This window comes from Proteus sp. G2669 (genome assembly GCF_009915245.1).
Taxonomy (GTDB): Bacteria; Pseudomonadota; Gammaproteobacteria; order Enterobacterales; family Enterobacteriaceae; genus Proteus.
This window is the reverse complement of the sequence record NZ_JAABLX010000025.1, coordinates 21,832-42,803: the sequence shown is the minus strand read 5'-3', so window position 1 is coordinate 42,803 and position 20,972 is coordinate 21,832. Positions and strand designations below refer to the sequence as shown.

Below are 20,972 nucleotides of genomic sequence, written 5' to 3'. Positions count from 1 at the left end.
ATAGAAATTAATATTAAAATTTTAAGACAATCATTAAGTAAAACCGGTGGTTTTTAACACTAATATTAATCTACTTCTGCCACTTGTGTTTTCATTACACCAATAATATCAACTCGAATATTACGAGTGTCTGCCCGTCCTTTATCATCCACAGCACGAATGCGGTAACGGCCACTTTCTTTTGGCTGCCACTCTATTGAACGCTGATTGGTACTGTTTCCCAAATAAGCATCGTCAACAAACCAGTAAATTATATTACTGTCATTATCTGCTGTTGCATTAAATACAATGGATGTATTCGGCGTTGATGTTCGTTTAAAGGTGTACGTTGTATTTCGTAATGGCGATAATATACGAGGAGGTGCTCCTGTCACTGCCATATCCCCATTTTTACAATGAGCAGTAGAAGGAGGGGTTCGCTTCGGTAGCCCTGCTTGAGCAAATACTTTAGCTAAATCAGAAGGCCAATATTCAAAAATTTCGATATTTACCTGATCTTCATTATACGGGGGACAGACAACCTCTCCCGTCGTTTTATCAATTGCTAGAGGCCGATAAATAGCATCCACTTTAATCGGTGATTTTCCTGGAATAAACCATGTTTTACCCTTACGTTGACACCATGGTGTAGGTAAATTACCACTCGCCAGACAAATATCGACTTGTTTAATATTTTCAGGCAGTTTAAATCGAGGCTCTTTTAACTTCGGATAGTCTGCAACTATATTATCTATAATATTAAAAAATAGAGGTGCAGCAGCTTCGGCACCAATTAATGCACTGTTTCCTTTACCATCAAAGTTACCTATCCAAACCACTAAAACATAGGGGCCAAAGATCCCACTACTCCATGCATCACGAAATCCCCAAGAGGTGCCTGTTTTCCAATAAATGGGTAAAGCCATAGATTTTTGCGCCAAAGTATCATCAGGTCTTCGATGTTGCCCTAACATATCTAGCGTGATAAAACTTGCTTCTTCACTTAGCAATCGAATAGGTTTGGCAATAGTATCCGTACTTTGCATTCTTAATGGTTTAAGCTCTCCTTGATTAGCTAATATTCCATAAAGCTTTGCTAACTCTTGTACCGTAATTTCACCGCCTCCAAGCACCAGCGATAAACCATAATGTTTTTCACTGGCCATATTACTAACACCTGACATTTGTAAAAACTGATAGAGCGTAGGCTGTTTCAATTGCGAAGCTATGGCTACTGCTGGGATATTTCGGCTGTAATTGAGAGCTTGAGTAGCAGAAATAGGCCCTAAAAAGCGTAAGTCAAAGTTCTCTGGCGCATAACTGCCAAAGGTTGAAGGCACATCTTTTAAAATTGTTCGAGGATGTAAAATGCCTTGCTCTAATCCTAATGCATAGATAAAAGGCTTTAATGTTGAACCCGGTGAACGCTTTGCATTGGTGCCATTAACTTGCCCATGAATATCAACATTATAATAATCAGCCGAACCAACTAGCGCTTTAACGCCCATATCTCGTGTATCAACAAGGATCACTGAGGCATTTTTAACACCAAGGTGTTTATTTCGTTCAATAAATGCATCAACTTGTTTCTCAACTAATTTTTGTAATGGGAGATCAATTGTTGTCACTATGGTTGTAGGCTTTCTTGGATTAAACCTTTCCTGCTTTTCAATTTGTTCAACTAAATGAGGCGCTATATAAGGCATCTTCTCAGGCTGGCGTAGCCGAAGCGGTAATTGAAAGAGTGCTGATAAATTGGCATCTTTAGGATGCTCTTTTAACCAATAATCATAAAGCTGGTTTCGCGTTTTCATTAAAGAAAGGCTAATGCCATCACTATTTGGCTCGATTCGGTAACTCGGTGATTGAGGTAATACGGCAAGTGTTAACGCCTCAGGTAACGTTAATTCTTTAGGATTTTTATTAAAGTAAATCAGGCTTGCTGCCCCAACACTCTCTATATTTCGCCCATAAGGTGCATAGTTAAAATACGCTTCTAAAATATCATGTTTTGAATAACTAAGTTCTAATTGAATAGCGCGTAATACTTGAACAAGTTTTCCCCCTACATTTCGCGTATTTAATTGCCAATGCATACGCGCTAATTGCATTGTAATTGTAGAGCCACCTTGTAATCGTTCACCATAAATATAACTGACGAAAAAACCACGAATTAAACTGTAAGGGTTAAAACCTATATGATAATAAAACCAGCGATCTTCATATCGCATGGCGCTCTCAACCATTAAAGGCGAAATGTCGTCTAAATCTGTCCATAATCGATAACGCTCATCATTAGCAAGTGTTAAGCGAAGTAGGTTGCCATTGCTATCATAATAAGCTGTTGAAGATAAGAAACCCTCTGAAAGTGCTGGATGAGGAAATAATCGAAATCCTACACAAAAAAGGGCAACTAAAAAGCCACCCATCAAAATATTTTGTAAAACACGCTGACTTCTGACCATCTTAGAATAACCACAAATCAGCGTTAGAAACCCAACTTAATTTCATTTTACACTGCCATTATTTAACGTCGGTTTATTAACAGTCATAACTCCTTTACCAACAGCTAATGCTTGTATTTCTCTATCATACATCGCTTCTGCAAATGCTGGCGGTATTGTAAATACCCCAGAATTAGTCGCTTTAATTTGATAAACAAATTCTTGTACCTGTTGGTTAGCCCTACCATAAATAATGACTCTGTCTTCTCGAATATCACTGTATTCTGGTGACCAGCGTGTTCCTTTTGATCCCGTTGGTGACAACCATTCCACTTCAGGGTTATCAACATCATCCATTGATTGCTGTACAACCTCAAATCCTCCCGGAAGTAAGTCCACCAGCACAACATTATCAACACCCTGCTTTGCATTGGCTCTGACTTTTATATGTACATAAAGCTTTTCACCTAACGTTGCACTATTTACAGACTCACCTTTTTCATTCACGTAATCACGAGAAATTTCTAATCCTCGTGAAAGCGCTTCTTTAGGTTGCTCACTATCAAAACCAGACTGTGTAACAACATACCAAGCAGGATTATTTGTTGAGTTATTAAATAAAACTTCGTTAATACCTGCACCAAACTGGCCAATCGCAGTTGCATTTGTCATTGATGAGATCACTATTGGCGGATTTTCACCTTTTTTAACGCTCACTGTTAATGGTTGTGCTGACGCTGTGGTGCTTTGGATCTGTTTAGTGTAATGCTCTAATGCCAAAATACTCATCGCTGATGATTGTGTGGTATAGCGCTCCTCTTTAAAGCGCAATACCATATTCTCTAAGAGCTGCGGTGGAATATCAGCCGCTTTTTCAGGAAAATGTTTCACAATCAAATACAATCTTGTACTGTCTAGAACCAGCGGATCTAAATAGTTTTGCGACCACCATGCTTTACTATAAGCCTTGCTTAGCTCTTGCCATGTGGGCTTTAACAACTCGTCAGCTTGCTTATCCATTTTCAGCATTTTGTAAGAAGCAGCTAAATATAAAGCACCTAAATCACTCTGCCATGTTTTTGGATAGTTCTTTTGCATACGCGTTTGAATAGCAGCTATTTCACTGGTAGTAACTTTGCCTTGACGCGTTAGCAAATAGACTGCAAAAGCACGCATTCTAAGTTCATCTTGATTATTTAACCCTACATTGACGGCAAGCTTAGTTAAATATTCATTAGATGATCGTAATAATGTATCAGATACAGGGTAATTTGCTTCTTGTGCCTCTAGTAAAAATTGAACCACATATAAGGTGACAAAAGGGTCTGTCGATGGTGTAGAGCGCCATGTTCCTATCGCCCCTTGCCCATTTTGACGAGTGAGTAATGTCGCCATTGTTTGTTCAAGCTGAGAACGAATTTTATCTTGTGAATAGATCGCCTTCATTTCAGGGTTACGTTGATGGAATAACAACGGTATTGCCTGACTGGTTATTTGCTCTGAACAATTATAAGGATAATTAGCTAGATATTGAGCTAATGCACTACTGAGCACCAAAGGAGAGTAAGATACACGCGCATCTCTTTGCGCATACTCATCATACATTTGACGAATATACGTGACACTCTGCTCTTTTCCATCCATACGACCTAAGCTTGATTGAGTTCGATAAGCTGAAGCAGGGCGAATAGAAAGATTCATCGTTCTTTGAGTCACTTTGCCTTCATTATTCACTGAGAACGTGATAGCGCCATTACCCAATTGCGATTTCGCTTTTACTCTAAAGGAAACTACCGTTTCTTTTTTCTCACCTAATTCTAGTTGATAACTCTTTTGTCCTATTACCTCTAATTGAGCTTCTGGTGTTATCGTGACATCCAGTTTTGTTTTAACACCATTAAGATCAGTGAGATTATTTGCAATACCTAAAGTCACATCAAATTCATCATTTGGTGCGACAGTCGTCGGTATATGTGGGCTTAATACAAAATCATCACGCACTGTAGTATAACGTTGTGCATTCCCTATACGATTTTGGGTAACAGATATCGCCATTATGCGGATCTTGCCATTAAAATATTCAGGCACTTTATAATTAAAGACAGATCCACCCTCTACTTCCGTAATACCAGACCAATAGGCCACCGGTTCTTCTTTTTTACGTTTGAATGGGTTTAAATAGAGATCAACACCTTCTCCCGCATCTCCACCCGGTGCCGATGTCAGTGACATCATTTTGCTAAACTCAGGCAAGATAAGATCGAGTATTTGTGTGCTTTCAACTTCTAATGATCGTTTACGGAAGAAGTAATCCAACGGATCTTTTAATTTATATCGTGCAACTTGTAAAATGCCTTCATCAACAGCAAATACAACAACTTGTTGTGGAGTCTCTGTTTTTACGGTGATCGGCAAGGTCTCACCAGGCTTAATAACCTCTGGTGATTGCAATTCAATATTAGCTTGGAAATTTTCACGACTCACTTTAAACGGTATAACACCATAGCTAAGTGGACTCATAAATATTTCATCAGAGTTAATATCTCGAACAAATTGGACATTGATATAACCATTACCTTGTAACTCATCAGGAACACGGATCTTTTGTACTGAACTTGTTGTTGATGATGTAAACCACTGCCAATGATAAACCTTATCTTTTTCTATAGTGATAATGCCACTGCCGATATAAGGCGCATTAATGGCAATTTCTATCTCTTCACCAGCTTTGTATGTGTCTTTGTTTAAAGTGAGTTGTAGCTCTGCTTCCCGATCAAGAGATCGCGTAACATTCGCGTTTCCTGCGACTGTATAATTGATACGGTTGAGCACATTACCTGCTTTATTTTTGACTAATAATACAAAATTACCCGGTGTTTGCGTCTCTAATAAAAAGTGGCTACCATTTTCATCAATAGAAAATGGTACTTCATTAATAAAAACTTCTTTTAATTTAGATTGATATTTATAAACACCCGAATTTTGGCGAGTTAAAACAGAAAGGTATTTTTGCTCATAACGTTCTAGTGTGAGCGCCTCTTGGGTGACTTGTTTTAATGTTGGATCAATGGCGATGAAATTGAGATTACGTTGTGCATTTTGATTGATATAGTCAAGTGTTCCGTCTGCTTTTACACCAACGAGATAATCATGAGGAGATACCATTACACGGGCCGCTGCAGTGACTGAGCGACCACTTCCTGCATCAAAAGCTTCAGAGATAAGTTGTAATTGATAAGTTGCATCATCATAGGACTCTAGCCCTAAATCAATATCAGCTATCCCTTCATCATTTGTTATCGTCTCTTCTAACTCTGTTTCAAAGCTATCATGATTACGGCGGTTTTCATAAAAACGATAATCAGAATAACGTGAGAAATTAGGATAAATTGGTCGTAACGTTAATTTAGATACAACACGTCTATCTTGTGCTGGTGTACCAAATAAATTTTGTACGTCAATTGATGCTTTTAATTCAGAAGGTTTAACCCACCCTTGTTGCCTATTAGGTTTCAGATTAAGTGCAACTTTAAGTAAATCAGGTTCAAATTCTTTAACGACAATGCTCGTACTGCCTAATAAACTGGCATCTTCATTATTCTTACCCACCAAGTAAAGATAAATATTCCAATCTCCAGTAGGCGAATTTTCTGAAGTAGTATAATTCAATTCATTAAAACCAAACTCGTTTAATGTCATGGAATTATTTAACATTAATGTATTACGAGGATCACGAATTTCAACACGTAGAGGTACACCTTCAATAGCCGTTTTCCAGTCAAATGTCCGTGTAATTAGCCCAATATTGAAAGTTTCACCAGGTCTATAAACACCTCTATCAGAAAAGAGAAAACTATCAAGAGTCCGAGGATCATTGGGCGTTTCATCACCATAAACATCAAAGCGAGAAAGATTTAGTTGTCTATCGTAATAAGCATTTGTCGGTAAAAATGAAATATCCCCTTCTTTTTCCACTAAAAAAAGAACCGCAGTTTGTTCATTTCTAAAGTCTTTAAGCGTTGGAAAAGCAACATGCCCATCAGCATTAGTTATTTTGCTAAGTAACGTTGTTCCATTTTTAGCAATGACAGAGACTTTCGCGTTACTAACCGGTTCACCACTATAAATAGATTGTACAAAAACATCTCTTGAACCATTAATCGAGGATTTCGCGATAATGCCTAAATCAGTGACAACAACAAAGCGAGCATCAGAAACCTCTTCATCATCGTCATCATCATCTTCATAATATTCTTCGTCTTCATCATCTGTTCTTGATGCTTTGTTCGGATCCCAAGAAGTCAGTTTTAATAAAAATATGCCACGTTTAGCATTAGGATCAGCAGATAAATAGCGACTTAAATCGATACCCTTATATTGGGTTTCACCTTTATTTTCATTGTTAAGCGCTGTTTGATAAGTAAAATGCTCTGTAAAATATTCATCATTCAGACGGTTAAAATTTGTTGAAGTAAAATATTTATCTTTAAAAGAAACGATATGTTGTAACTGATTTGGAATAACTCGCTTAATATCTAATTGTAACCCCGGAAGATTACGAGCAGAAACGGTGATCCGTTTATCTCCTGTCATAGAAAGTAAAGCGCCTTCAGATACAAAACTCAGCATTTGTGGGTAATCAGGGACACGGACGATTTGATAACGATCTTCTTTTAATTGGTATCCTCCAACAGATGTTATTCCACTTGAAATTTTAACCAATAAGGAGCGATAAGCAGGTGCATTATATTTAAAAGCAAAGGTAGCCTGATTTTCTTGCTCATTATCACTTATCTCAAGTGTTAATTTTTCTGACTGTTCAAGAATAGTGTTACTAACATCATTCAAATTCCAATCGTAATAATCATCTTCACCTTGGTTAAGGTCAGCATTTTGTATTTCTAAATTATGTTGAGGTAGTAGCCATGCACTAACTTCATTTTTTATCTCTTTCTCATTCAACGCATCATTTAAAGAAACAATAAGCACACGCGCATCTTTACCATTTTCAGACTCAACAAGCTCACTTTCTATATTGGAAACACTAAGGCTATATAAGCTTGGAACATCCACGCTATAGGTTTTTTCTTTTGATGTTGAATTTGCTGTCACTGCACTCACAACACCAGGTGCAATTTTAAGGAATACTTTGCTACTAATATCTTTTAGTGCTAACTGTTCAGAATGAACCCATGCCGTTAATTTCTTATTATCATAATTAATAACGTATTTTAGTTTCTCATTATCGCCATATTTCATTGAAAGCCGTTTTTCAAAGCTCTGAATATCGACAGGGGCATTAAATGCAATTTTAATAATGGCGTGCTTTTGAGCAGGATTCTGAGGATCTTGATAAAACTCACCATTCCCTAAGCGATAATCAAAAATGGACGTTTTAAATTCATATTTTTTTAATTTAAGTGAAAACTGAGGCGCTAACAACAGAGATTCATCGAGTTCTATTTGATATTCGCTTCCCATTGCAAATGGTTTTTTCGCTGTAAAAACAAGGGTTGAACCATTTTGCCAATGCCAATTACCCTCAATCGCAGGTGTTAATGTCACACCTTCAGTGACTTCTTTATCAATAAGTGTAATCGGTGCGGCAGAACGTGAAAAAGATAACGTTATTTTCTGTGATTGAGGATTGTCACTGGCATAATTGATTGGCGTAGGGGCAGTCAGTTTTATATCAACTTTTTGCACAACAATGGGAGCAACATCAATAGGAACAGGGCGATTAAGATAACTGTGATAACCGTAGTAACTACCGAATGATGCGACTAGAAGAAAAATAATAGAACCTAATACCGTTTTCGGGTGGTCCACTATACCCTTTTCAATATTTCTCAAATGCCGAGCAACAAAACTAATCCATATAGGTGTACTCCATTGTATTTGTCCTATAAACGGGCTAAGTATTTTTTCAAGAAGACGAATACAAAAAACAATAGCCCAACCCAATAAACGGATCAGTTTAAACGGAAGGCTAAGTAAAAAGCGCAATACATCCATATAGATAGTCCTAGATTGCTCTGATAAAAATACATTTTTTTATCAGTAAAATTAAGTCAAAAATTGAAATAATTAGGGTTTCTGTAAGTAAATAAGCATTAGTACTTATTAATAAATAAGTATATAAAGACAGATTACATTCTTAATATTTTTTTCCTAGCATTCAACTCTATTTCAAGACTCTTCTGAACTTTAGTTTGAATCATCTTTTTCTAATAATCATTTTATGTTTAATAAAATACAGAATAAAAGGCAATTTTTGCGAGAAGAATCGCACTATTAAAGTGCGATTTACATTTTCTCGGCGCAAATATTACTTCGCTATTAAAGAGTTATAATTCTCTATCAAATATTTATATTCATTTGAAATCGTATTTATGCTACTCGATATATCTTTATTCTCATTGAGTTTTTTCTCTAACACTTTTAACTCAATAACAAGTTGTTGGTATAATTCTAAATATTTTTTAACTGAATAATCAGAGCCTTTCATATTTTCTTTATTCAGCAATGTTTCGTCACCAAATATTTTTTCTAATTCAATTGATTGAGCTTCAATTTTGGTAATTGCAGCAGAGAGTATAGCCACATCTATTTTATCTGGGTTCATTGAATCAAGTGTGTTGGTTACTGTATCCAGTGATTGCATAATTTGATAGCGAACAACCAGACCTTCTTTTTTCACTAATTCAAGCTCTTCAATATGCATTGCTTGATAATAGTTTTCATATGCATCAGCAGCTTTTTCTTTCTCATCGATTAGTTTGGCATAAGCATTTTTCACTTCTTCATACAAATTACTGGCTTGAGCGAAATCATCTAAACGATAAGTCTCTTTTACAACCAGATAATCACCCAGCTTTAGCAGTTTTTCATATAAATCAACATAACTTTCACCATAAGTATTACCTACAGCATCTAATTCTGGAAGTGTGGGAGGAAGAGTTTTCATAAATTCAAAAGATTCTTTAGCACGCTCTGCTCCTGAAGCACTCAAATGCATAGAGAAAGCGCTTCTAACAGGCATTATCGCACTGCTCGCTTTCATTTTTTTTATTTGGTCTGTTTCAGTTTCGAATATTTTGAAAGGTGTTAAATCAATGCTTTCACCATTATCAGAACTTAAACTTGTTAAAACTGTTTTCGTATTATCTAAAAGATTAACGTTAATTGTGCCTGAAATTCTGCCCGTTTTTTTCTGTATAATGGTGCCAAAATCTTCGTTAAACGTTGCTAACCACAAATTACCTTTTTCAATTTTTTGACTAAACTGAACTTCATCTGATTGGATATTTTTTGAATCAGGTTGAGATTGTGTTGTTTGCTCTGTTTTATTTTTATCTTGCGAGGGTGTTCCTGTATTCGAATTTTCATTTGAATTATCACAACCTACTACTGATATTAATAAAAGACTTATTATCGATGCTAATATGCTCTTTCTCATAATCCCTCATTATATTATTAAGTAATTAACTCGCTATAGACTATAATGAGTTTAATAATTAATGACTATTATTTATTAAATTAATTTTAAGAAACATAATAACACTCTTAATAAGAGTATTAACATTTGATTAACGACGTACATTTACTTAAACATAATATTATATATTTATAAGTATTTTTTAAAGATTTTATAGATATCTATATTAACTATTTTCAATTCCTTCTTTTAACGCCTGAGCAATAAGCTTTAATATAAAATCCATAAAGCAGGTACTATCACTCTGTTTATCAACCCCACCTAATACTCGATAATAATCATCTTGATGTTGCTGGATAAGTGTTTCAACTGGCAACCAAACTAACCCTGTACGTCATTTACTTAAAATAACAGATTGCCATAATCGCCCCATTCGGCCAATTCAAAGTGTAGCTAGGCGACCAGTAAATGAGTCGCTAGGTGTGAGTTCGGTCGGTGAATGAGGACCTTGTTTATCGGGAAGGTTAATCTGATTAACCCAACATAGGCATAAATGATGAAGTTGACCAAAAAAACAAGTTATCAATACACTGTCGCTGCCACTTGTATTGCCCAGCCCCTACCTGATGTTCTCGCTGCTGATAAAGGATTACGAACAATTCTAAGCACTAATAAATGGGGGCTGGCTAAGCTGCTTGACCGTGAATTACTTCCGATCCTCTTCAAGTACAATAGATTTTATTAGCAGAAACGGATTCGATGAATAATGCCGCTGTGAGTACTGCGACATTATGAGGCTGCTAGTTCTGCCAGTCATTTAAAACAGGAGGGAGGAAAGGAGACTCATGGGATGTATACTCAAACAAGCTGCTCCTTGCGTCATTTCAAGCCTGAATGATTTCCTCCGAACCATGCATCTTCCTTAATGTGTTTATGATGTGATCATATACCCTTATTCATTCAAACCGCAGGTTCGTTGGCTGCGCTCAGCCTGCAGCTTGAATTACATTGGGTATATATACCGGATTAAAATATCAATTAAGTAAGGTAAGTATTGTATTTTGAATAAATAACTTTTTTAATATTTTTAGTATTGGAAGACATATTGAGAATAACGCAACGTGTAGAAATTTAAAGGGAAATGCGAAGGTTTATCGGTGCCGGTTAAATAACCGGCACCAGGGAAATTAACGCCAGCGTTCTGTCGCCCAAGCGACCTGCTGTTGTGCGTCGTGGAAAGTCCAGGCCACGAAGCGACTGATTTTTTGCCCCTGCGCCATTTCAATGGTACGGACTTCGGCCGCACCCACCAGCTTCAACGCGTGATAAATCGAAGGCAAGGTAGTGTTTTTAGAAATCAACGAGGTGAACCACAGGCAGTTTTGCGCCAAGCTAACGCTCTCCTCTACCATTTTACGCACAAAGGCTTCTTCACCGCCTTCACACCATAGCTCTTTATTTTTACCGCCAAAGTTCTGTACCGGCTTGTCGGCTACCTCGCCTTTACCCAGCTTGTGCAGTTTGCGGCGGGTGCTGGCTTGCGCTTCCTGTTCAGAGCTGTGAAACGGTGGATTACACAGTGTGGCATCAAATTTCTCCGCCACGCCGATGATGCCGTTCAAAATAAATTCGGGTTGTTTTTGTAAACGTAGACGCACGCCGTTTCTCAGTGTCGGATTCATCTCCACGATCATTTTGGCCGTATTGAGCGATACCGGATCAATCTCCGAACCGGTAAAACGCCAGCCGTATTCACACAGGCCAATAATCGGATAAATACAGTTGGCGCCAACACCCACATCAAGGATCGCCACGCCTTTACCGCGAGGGAACTCACCGCCGTTGCTGGTCGCCAGCAGGTCGGCCAGATGGTGTAAATAGTCGGCACGCCCGGGGATCGGCGGGCACAGATAATTGGCGGGAATGTCCCAGTGTTCAATGCCATAAAAATGTTGCAGCAACGCACGGTTGAGCATTTTAACCGCCGCTGGATCGGCAAAATCTACCGAGATGTCGCCCCAGGCATTCGGCTTGACGAACGGCTCCAGTGCAGGACAACTGGCGATCAGCGCCGGAAAATCATAGCGTGAACGATGACGGTTACGCGGGTGCAAGCCGCTTTTCTGCTGTAGGAAGGTTTTCTTTTTTTCCACCGTGAAGGGCTCTCTTAAAGGTATTTCTGACGCGTACGATACCATATACCCTATAGCTTTCAAATTGCAGCTAACAGCTCAGGATGAATCCGTATTAAGCCTGCATTCAGAGTTTATGCCGGAATGCCCTGCTCTTTATACCCAACGTCATTCAAGATGCAGGAAGGCGGCAAGGGAAGATAGACAGAGAACGACCCGGCTGGCTAGGTACGGCCAACGAACCTGCAGTTTGAATGAATAAGGATATATACCATCCGTTTTAAGCAATAAACTGCCTAGATGTAAGATTCAATAAGCTGATTTGACCAAATTGAATACATTAACGCCAAACATGGAACAACTAACACAAAATGTAAATCGTCCAACTAATAATATCTGCACATAATTGGATTATATTCCATTATTAAAGTGTCCTGTTTGATTAAAGCAGATCATTGTTCCTGTTTTTTATATTGCTTTTCTTCTTTTATCTCAGTGACAGGGCATCAGCCAAATTGGGCGTAACTGGGCTACTATAGTTTTAATGCCTGTTGCACCATAAAATACACGTAACCTGTATTCTCACTCGTATCAGCCCTAACTTTACTATTCGGTTTCATGGCCTCATTTTGCTGGCTACTTTTGGCTCATAAGTGCTACCTTGTTTAGTGCTGACTATAAGATAATTAAAACAACAGACTGAAACCTTGTGATATGATCACACAATGCTTGTGAAATAAAACGACATTCAGTGTAACAATTGATTTTCACAAATAAACCAAAATTCAATACGTTAAGACAGACAACAACATGACTGACATTCAACATTTAGACTCCCACACACCGATGATGCAGCAGTATCTGAAAATTAAAGCAGAGCATCCTGAAATCTTACTGTTCTATCGTATGGGTGACTTTTATGAACTGTTTTTTGACGATGCTAAAAAAGCCTCTCGCTTATTAGATATTTCATTAACAAAACGAGGTCAGTCTGCGGGACAACCTATTCCTATGGCAGGAGTTCCCCATCATGCCGTTGAAAATTATCTCGCTAAATTAGTGCAATTAGGTGAGTCTGTCGCTATTTGTGAGCAAATTGGTGATCCTGCAACAAGCAAAGGTCCCGTTGAACGCAAAGTTATTCGTATTGTGACACCAGGTACTGTCACTGATGAAGCCTTACTTGAAGAACGCCAAGACAACCTTTTAGCCGCTATTTGGCAAGATAAAAATGGCGCATTTGGTTATGCTACATTAGATATCACATCAGGACGTTTTCGAGTTACTGAAATGCCTGATAGTGAAAGCATGATAGCTGAATTACAACGTACCCATCCAGCTGAATTACTTTATCCAGAAACCTTTGAATCAATGGCATTGATTGAGCGCCAGCAAGGCTTGCGTCGTCGCCCTATTTGGGAATTTGAACCTGAAACAGCAAAACAACAGCTCAATCTACAATTTGGTACTCGCGATTTAACAGGTTTTGGTGTTGAGAATGCACATCTCGCGCTCTGCGCTGCTGGGTGTTTATTGCAATATGTGAAAGATACACAACGTACCTCTCTACCTCATATCCGTAGCATTACCATGGAACGTCCTCAAGATTCGATTATTTTAGATGCGGCAACTCGTCGCAACCTTGAATTAACACAAAATCTTGCAGGTGGTACTGATAACACACTGGCATCTGTACTTGACCTTTGTGTTACCCCTATGGGAAGCCGTATGCTAAAACGTTGGATACACACACCATTACGCCAACGTGAACAACTTATTAAACGTCAAGACGCAATTAGCGCATTGCAGCCTCTCTATTTTGAGTTACAACCTTTTTTACGTCAAATCGGCGATTTAGAACGTGTATTAGCACGTTTAGCGCTACGTTCAGCACGCCCTCGTGATCTATCTCGTATGCGTCATGCTTTTCAGCAATATCATGATATTCATCAAGTGCTTGAACAAGCTGATATGCCTTACATTAAAGAATTACAAAAGCGTATTAGCCAGTTCGATGAATTATGTGAACTACTTGAACAAGCCATTGTTGAAACACCGCCAGTATTAGTACGTGACGGTGGTGTTATTGCCTCTGGTTATAATACTGAATTAGATGAATGGCGAGCATTAGCCGATGGCGCAAGTGATTACCTTGATAAACTTGAAATTCGTGAACGTGAAAAGTGGGGTATTGATACACTTAAAGTTGGCTTTAATGGTGTACATGGTTATTACATTCAAGTCAGTCGCGGACAAAGCAATTTAGTGCCTATGCATTATGTTCGCCGTCAAACATTGAAAAATGCAGAACGTTATATCATTCCTGAGCTAAAAGAGTATGAAGATAAAGTCCTGACTTCGAAAGGTAAGGCGCTGGCAATTGAAAAAATGCTCTATGAAGAAATTTTTGAAAAATTATTGCCACACCTTACTGCATTACAAATCAGTGCAGAAGCTTTAGCTGAAACAGACGTTCTCTCTAACCTTGCAGAGCGCGCTGAATCATTAAATTATACTCGCCCAGAATTAAGTGAGAAAACAGGTATTCAAATCTCAGGGGGACGTCACCCTGTTGTTGAACAAGTTCTTAGTGAACCTTTTATTTCTAACCCATTACAATTGGCACCTCAACGTCGCTTATTAATTATTACTGGCCCGAATATGGGTGGTAAAAGCACTTACATGCGACAAGCTGCATTAATTACTTTACTTGCCTATATAGGTAGCTTTGTTCCCGCAGAAAAGGCATTAATTGGCCCTGTTGACCGTATCTTTACCCGCGTGGGGGCTTCTGATGATCTTGCTTCTGGTCGCTCTACCTTTATGGTGGAAATGACCGAAACAGCCAATATTTTGCACAATGCGACTGAAAACAGCTTGGTTCTAATGGATGAAATTGGTCGAGGTACATCAACTTATGACGGGTTATCTTTAGCTTGGGCTTGTGCTGAAAACTTAGCTAATCGCATTAAAGCAATGACACTCTTTGCGACCCACTATTTTGAATTAACCACATTACCTGAAAAACTTGAGGGTACTGCAAACATTCACTTAGATGCTGTCGAACATGGTGACACCATTGCCTTTATGCATAGCGTTCAAGAAGGTGCCGCAAGTAAAAGTTATGGTTTGGCTGTAGCCGCACTAGCGGGTGTTCCTAAAGAGGTTATTCGTCGAGCCAAACAGAAGTTAAAAGAGCTCGAAATGTTATCTGGTCACTCTGGCTCTGGTCATGTTGAAACGTCACAATTGATGTTATTAACAGAGGCTGAACCTTCTGCGATTGAATTAGCTTTAGATAAAATCGATCCGGATGCTCTAACGCCACGACAAGCTTTAGAACAACTTTATCGATTAAAAGAGATGTCCAAATAGGACATAAAAATCAAATGAATGATCAAAAATGGCGTGGTGTTTATCTTCACTGCGCCATTTTTATAACAGTTTTTCTATTTCTATCACAGTTAATTACACTATTTCACTTATGTGATTCGCTGTTATATCGTTTTTTATTTGTGTCATTGTCTTTTGAGACTGCATTTTTAAGCTAGAATAATCAGAGATAAAGACCACTTCAATTGATTGAAGCATGACTATATTTCAGTCGCTCACCCAATAACAATAAAGTGTCATCATCACTATAGTTGTCAAATAAACGAATAAATGAAGATAACGCAGGATTAAACATCATATCGTCAGTAATTTTATCATAAGAAGTATAATTTTTTGTTTTTAATGAAAAAACTAATGTAACTCTATCATCATTACGACCTTTAGTTAAAATCAAGTCATTATTACTTATCATCAAATCATTTAGATATTTATAACCACTTTCATAGAAAGTTTCTATATTTCCATCAACTTGGCGCTGAACAACAGAATAGAGATCACGAGAAGCATGTTGAGCAATAAAATAGATATCACCTTTGTCATTTTGAGCAACTTCTTTTACGCGCACAGGAAGCCAACGTGTTTTTGTCACTTCTTTATTAACTAAATTTAATGTAATTTCTAATGTATTTGTTGTGTAATGATGATTATAAAAAATAACGAGAGAATCACCCGATAAAGCATAATGGAATTGTGTAAACTCACCAAAATCCTCTGCATAATACTGCTTAACGAATTCTTCTGTATTAATGGAATATTCCCAACTCTCTCCCTCATCTAAACTTGTCATTATCGTTTTATTGTCAACTAATACTAATTGCGATGTCGCCTCTGAATATAATAATTTGCCTCCAATAAGTGCTAAAGGAAAACGGTAATAGCCATTATTACTCTCTTGCCAAGGAATTAAATCATCAAGCATAAACTTAGCTAAGTTCACCACTTGCCGTCCTTGCTCTGTAAATAAAACACACTTTTCAGAAATACAATAGGCGTTATAAAAACTCCCTTGCCCCTGAGACATAAAACGAGTGCCTTCTTTGTCAGAAAAATAGAGTGTATATTTTCTCTGGTTATCTTGCCTATAGAGTCGGCCATAAAGATCAACATCATATCGCCCTTGATCCGATTCTGTTTTAATTAAGATACCACTTGGCGCATTAAACGTATTACGCCAATCATAACGAGAATAAGGATAGGAAGATAAATCCGCGTCTTTTTCATTTTTCCATTGCCACTTAGAAGCAAAACCGTGAAAAAGTACGCCATAAAAAAGGAATAGGCTTAAAATAAATAAACCAGTGATGATAATGAAGGGTTTACGGAAAAAAGGATTCATTGGCTTAACTCCGTAACATAAAGCGGCTTTTTATTTTCAACACATTGCTGTTGAAGCAAAAAATAGGTTTGAAAGCTACAATTTCCCTTTTGTGATAGTAAAATATAAAGATTCGAAAATAAGGCAATTAAAAAAGCAAATCCTGTCATTATTGAACCGTAGATGATCCCCAGACCTAAAAAAGTATCACCAACAAAAAACCAGTCCCATTTATCCCAATAATTGCCATTATCGTAAACATCTGAAATAGAAAAAATGGCGAACAACGAGAAAATAAAGGTGCTGATTAGTCCTGTAATTAACAACGATAATCGTTTAGTTCGCTGGTGTCCAAGGTACAGCTGTCCTGAAATTGAATAAGCACCATTATCAGTATGATTATAAACACCTAAGACAACAGGCCCAGAGTTGTTATCTTCTGCTTGCCAAAAGAACAATTCAACATCATCACCATCAGTCAAAAATAAATTATGATCAGAATAAAATAAACGTTCTTTATAACTAAATATAAAAGGATGTTTATCAATCTGACAAGATATTTGCATCACCACATTCTCTGCATTGCGGGAGTGTATTTTAATTTTATCAACATGATAGAGTTTTATTTTCCCTCGTACTCGTTGCACTTTACTTTGTTTGATATGAAAGGTTGGGTTTTTACGTGTTATATGCTTTAACAGTGGTATTGTTTTTATTTCGGGAATAATCAGTTGTTCACCATCTGGAGCAATAATATCTTGTTTAGCCATTACTTTATCCAGCGCTTTGATTCTTTTTTTATGCTTAGGTCTAATACGCTGAAAAAAACGATAGGCTTTTTCTCCTAGATAACTCACTCCAGCCATTACAGCACCAAATGAAATAACCATGGAAATGATGATAAAGAAATTAGCCTCTAGATAAAGCAGAGAATAATAGTTCCACCCACTCCCAATTACAGTAAGAACAAAAGCAAGCAATAACCATTTTTTTTGTTTAGTGGTAAGTGTAAAGGTTCTTTCTGGCTCAAGCCTTCCTTTGTAATCATGATAAATCCATTGTACCCATAAACTGCCGTCATTAAGCAATTCAGCACAAATTTTAAGTTCATCACCTTGTTTTAAACGTTTCAGAAAATCTTGAGAGTGAGTGAAATCATCTTCATTAAGATAAAACACTTTGCCTGAAGCTATTAATCTCACCATTCCTTTCGGTGAGGTTTTATTTTGGTCAAAATGGCAACTCTCTAATTTGACGTTTAAAAAATAATCTTTCATATCTTCCTTTATCTCTTTTACCCGATTAACGAGATGCAACATCACACGCTTGTTTTATCTTGTTAAATCACATAATACAAGATAAAGAAAAGCCGACTAGCAATTCACTAATCGGCTTTGGTAATAACGCGGTAGACAGAAATAAAGGCTAGTTATGCTTTGAAAAGAGCTTCAATACATAATCCCTGACTTTGCAGAATGTCTTTTAGTCGGCGTAATCCTTCAACTTGGATTTGACGAACTCTTTCTCTTGTCAGACCAATTTCTCTACCAACATCTTCTAAAGTTTCAGCCTCGTAGCCTAATAATCCAAAACGGCGTGCTAGTACTTCACGTTGCTTAGGATTTAATTCAAATAACCACTTTATGATATTTTCCTTGAGGTTATTATTTTGAATTGTCGCCTCAGGCCCTTCTTCATTTTCGTCAGAGATAATATCGAGTAAGGCTTTATCTGAATCGCCCCCAATTGGGGTATCAACAGAAGTAATACGTTCATTTAAACGCAACATCTTACTCACATCTTCAACTGGTTTATCAAGTGTTTGCGCAATTTCTTCAACACTAGGCTCATGATCAAGCTTGTGTGCTAGTTCTCTCGCAGTTCTTAAATAAACATTCAGCTCTTTAACGATATGAATGGGCAGACGAATGGTACGAGTTTGATTCATAATGGCACGTTCTATGGTTTGACGTATCCACCATGTCGCATAAGTTGAAAAACGAAAACCTTTTTCAGGATCGAATTTTTCAACTGCACGGATCAGTCCCAAATTCCCTTCTTCAATCAAATCAAGCAGGGCAAGACCTCGGTTTGTATAACGACGAGATATCTTAACAACTAAACGAAGATTACTTTCTATCATTCGTTGTCTTGAAGGAATGTCGCCACGTAACGCTCTACGGGCAAAAAAAACTTCTTCCTCAGCGGTCAGCAACGGAGAATAACCAATTTCTCCTAAATAAAGCTGAGTTGCATCGAGCGCACGCTGATTGACTCCTTCAATAAGTTCAATTTCGTCTTGAGCATCAGACTCATTTTCTGCTTCTTTTGCAGCAACTTCATCGAACTCTTCCATGTTCTCTTCAATTTCATCTGTATATAACTCGTCTACTCTTAGCGTACTTTGGCTCATCAGCTGCTCCTACCCTTGATAATTTAGGTAAACGACGTTTGATATTAAAGTCTATTTACCAGTTTATCGCTGTGTCACGACACAACGGGTTTACTGATTTTCCCTTGTAACGAATTACAAAATAAAAGATAACATAATCTATTTTACTGTTAATTTTATCTTTCTTTATTCAATATATAACTTAGCTATTGAGTGCAGGTTATTAACAGTTTTTTTATTATATTTACGTATATTTATCTATACGTAAAATTACTTCATTTAATGCGCTAGCTGTAACTATTTGTATCTAAAAAAATAAATAAAAATCCAGAATAATAAAGTAATACCAAATAATTTTTATTATTTACTATTATTAAAAAGATAATCTAATAAAGAAAACACCCTTTCAAACAAGGGGTTATTTTATAGTTCATCCTTTAGCAATGACGAATCTTTATTCATTTTTTATATAACATTTTTTAGCATACGCATTCATTGGTTGAGAATCAACCGTCTAATTTAACGTTATCTATAATTTTATATCGACCTCTCATTTTTACTTATCTTTAATTAAGCAGTTTTACTTAGTTAAAATGTATTTTTTTTCAATATTTTAATTAATTACAGATAACAAAAAGCCCTCTCTTTGTTATAAAAGAGAGGGCTTAACTTTAGGATTATTCACAATACGAGTTAAAAATCACTTATTTATTTTTTAGGTAAATAGCTCATTGGGTTAAGTGATTTTTCTTTATAACGGATCTCAAAGTGAAGTCGGACAGAGCTTGTTCCTGAGCTACCCATCGTCGCAATTTGCTGACCTGCATTTACATTTTGTTGCTCACGCACCAAAATGGTATCGTTATGCGCATATGCACTGAGATATTCATCATTATGCTTAATGATAACAAGGTTACCATAACCACGTAATGCGCTACCGGCATAAACTACTTTACCAGCCGCCGTTGCAACTATTGGAGAGCCTTTAGTACCACCAATATCGATACCTTTATTGCCTCCTGGTGCACTTGAATAACTTTCGATTATCTTACCTTGTGCTGGCCAAATCCATTTACCAGAAACCGCTGTTGGTGCCGGTGTTGCTGCCGTTGTGGTATTCGTGTTGGTAGTTGGTGGCGGAGTCGTTGTTTTCGGTGTTGTTGTTGCCGGTTTAGTGATCAATGGCCCCATTGACGTGTTATTTGTCGGTTTCGTTTGAGCTGTTTGAACACCAGCACTACTTGGTTGATTGATAACGGATGTGTTCACATTTGTATTGGTTCCCGTATTGACTTGACGGTTACCAATATTCAGCACCTGCCCCACATTTAAACTGTAAGGCTCTGGAATATTATTCATTGATGCCAGCTCTTTTACATCGCTATCTGTTATCCACGCGATATAGAACATGGTATCTCCACGTTTTACTGTATAGGTATTACCGCTGTAATTCCCTTTAGGAATACTGTCATAATTACGGTTATACACAATGCGACCAGTACCATCTGTACTCACATTTTGAGTCGCTACTGATGTTTGTGGACGAGGCTGATTTTGGGGCTGATGTGTGCCTCCATTAGATGAAGCACTATTCACCTTAATTGAAGGAGGAGGTGACGATTGTAAAGGGGTCGTTCTTTCAACCGGTGTCGCATTACTGTTAGTCATCACAGGCGCAGTTGAAACCGTGTTATTTGAAGAGCTATCATTTACAGAGGTAATGGGTGCAGGACGATAAGGTGTGTCTGCACAGCCTGTTAATGCAAATCCAATTACCGAACACATGATTGCCCAGCGGACATGCTTAATTGGGCTTTCTGAATTCATACTTCCTTCTCCCTTTAAAAAGGCATTAGCGTCTAGCAATTTGTCGAGTTAA

10 protein-coding genes are annotated in these 20,972 nt (G+C 37.5%); 1 reads left to right on the top strand and 9 read right to left on the bottom strand.

Annotated elements, in window-relative coordinates; genetic code table 11:
* Positions 1-65 precede the first annotated feature (65 nt).
* From pbpC to rlmF, 5 genes are all read right to left on the bottom strand, one after another.
* The gene (gene pbpC / locus GWI68_RS06620) at positions 66-2,444 is read right to left on the bottom strand and encodes a penicillin-binding protein 1C (protein ID WP_166539758.1); all 2,379 of its coding nucleotides are present in this window, start codon (positions 2,442-2,444) and stop codon (positions 66-68) included.
* 42 nt (positions 2,445-2,486) lie between these two features.
* The gene (locus GWI68_RS06615; RefSeq protein WP_166539757.1) at positions 2,487-8,438 is read right to left on the bottom strand and encodes an alpha-2-macroglobulin; all 5,952 of its coding nucleotides are present in this window, start codon (positions 8,436-8,438) and stop codon (positions 2,487-2,489) included.
* Between the two features lie 313 nt (positions 8,439-8,751).
* Positions 8,752-9,882: a DUF3829 domain-containing protein gene (locus GWI68_RS06610; protein WP_166539756.1), complete on the bottom strand. Its 1,131-nt coding sequence runs from the start codon at positions 9,880-9,882 to the stop codon at positions 8,752-8,754.
* Positions 9,883-10,087: 205 nt separating this feature from the next.
* Positions 10,088-10,237 carry a hypothetical protein gene (locus tag GWI68_RS06605; protein WP_166539755.1) on the bottom strand — a complete coding sequence of 50 codons (150 nt, stop codon included), beginning with the start codon at positions 10,235-10,237 and terminating at the stop codon, positions 10,088-10,090.
* 811 nt (positions 10,238-11,048) lie between these two features.
* The gene (rlmF, locus tag GWI68_RS06600; protein WP_166539754.1) at positions 11,049-12,014 is read right to left on the bottom strand and encodes a 23S rRNA (adenine(1618)-N(6))-methyltransferase RlmF; all 966 of its coding nucleotides are present in this window, start codon (positions 12,012-12,014) and stop codon (positions 11,049-11,051) included.
* Between the two features lie 789 nt (positions 12,015-12,803).
* Here rlmF and mutS point away from each other — a divergent pair.
* Positions 12,804-15,368, top strand: coding sequence for a DNA mismatch repair protein MutS (gene mutS, locus GWI68_RS06595; protein WP_166539753.1), 2,565 nt, complete (start codon positions 12,804-12,806; stop codon positions 15,366-15,368).
* A gap of 199 nt (positions 15,369-15,567) precedes the next feature.
* Here mutS and GWI68_RS06590 read toward each other — a convergent pair whose 3' ends face one another.
* From GWI68_RS06590 to nlpD, 4 genes are all read right to left on the bottom strand, one after another.
* Complete coding sequence (locus tag GWI68_RS06590; RefSeq protein ID WP_166539752.1) at positions 15,568-16,722, bottom strand: hypothetical protein; 1,155 nt, start codon at positions 16,720-16,722, stop codon at positions 15,568-15,570.
* Positions 16,719-17,978 (bottom strand): hypothetical protein, encoded by a 1,260-nt coding sequence (locus tag GWI68_RS06585; RefSeq protein WP_166539751.1) that lies wholly within the window; start codon positions 17,976-17,978, stop codon positions 16,719-16,721. Before GWI68_RS06585 ends, GWI68_RS06590 begins: the two co-directional genes overlap by 4 nt.
* 152 nt (positions 17,979-18,130) lie before the next feature.
* On the bottom strand, positions 18,131-19,114 hold the full coding sequence (gene rpoS / locus GWI68_RS06580; protein WP_023582671.1) for an RNA polymerase sigma factor RpoS: 984 nt from the start codon (positions 19,112-19,114) through the stop codon (positions 18,131-18,133).
* A 687-nt stretch (positions 19,115-19,801) separates the two neighbouring features.
* Positions 19,802-20,920, bottom strand: a complete 1,119-nt coding sequence (nlpD, locus tag GWI68_RS06575; protein WP_109409754.1) for a murein hydrolase activator NlpD — start codon at positions 20,918-20,920, stop codon at positions 19,802-19,804.
* Positions 20,921-20,972 lie beyond the last annotated feature (52 nt).

Coding starts and splice junctions, on each gene's coding strand:
- GWI68_RS06615 (WP_166539757.1), bottom strand. CDS start 8,438: ATGGATGTATTGCGCTTTTTACTTAGCCTTCCGTTTAAACTGATCCGT.
- rpoS (WP_023582671.1), bottom strand. CDS start 19,114: ATGAGCCAAAGTACGCTAAGAGTAGACGAGTTATATACAGATGAAATT.
- nlpD (WP_109409754.1), bottom strand. CDS start 20,920: ATGAATTCAGAAAGCCCAATTAAGCATGTCCGCTGGGCAATCATGTGT.
- GWI68_RS06590 (WP_166539752.1), bottom strand. CDS start 16,722: ATGAATCCTTTTTTCCGTAAACCCTTCATTATCATCACTGGTTTATTT.
- GWI68_RS06585 (WP_166539751.1), bottom strand. CDS start 17,978: ATGAAAGATTATTTTTTAAACGTCAAATTAGAGAGTTGCCATTTTGAC.
- mutS (WP_166539753.1), top strand. CDS start 12,804: ATGACTGACATTCAACATTTAGACTCCCACACACCGATGATGCAGCAG.
- GWI68_RS06610 (WP_166539756.1), bottom strand. CDS start 9,882: ATGAGAAAGAGCATATTAGCATCGATAATAAGTCTTTTATTAATATCA.
- pbpC (WP_166539758.1), bottom strand. CDS start 2,444: ATGGTCAGAAGTCAGCGTGTTTTACAAAATATTTTGATGGGTGGCTTT.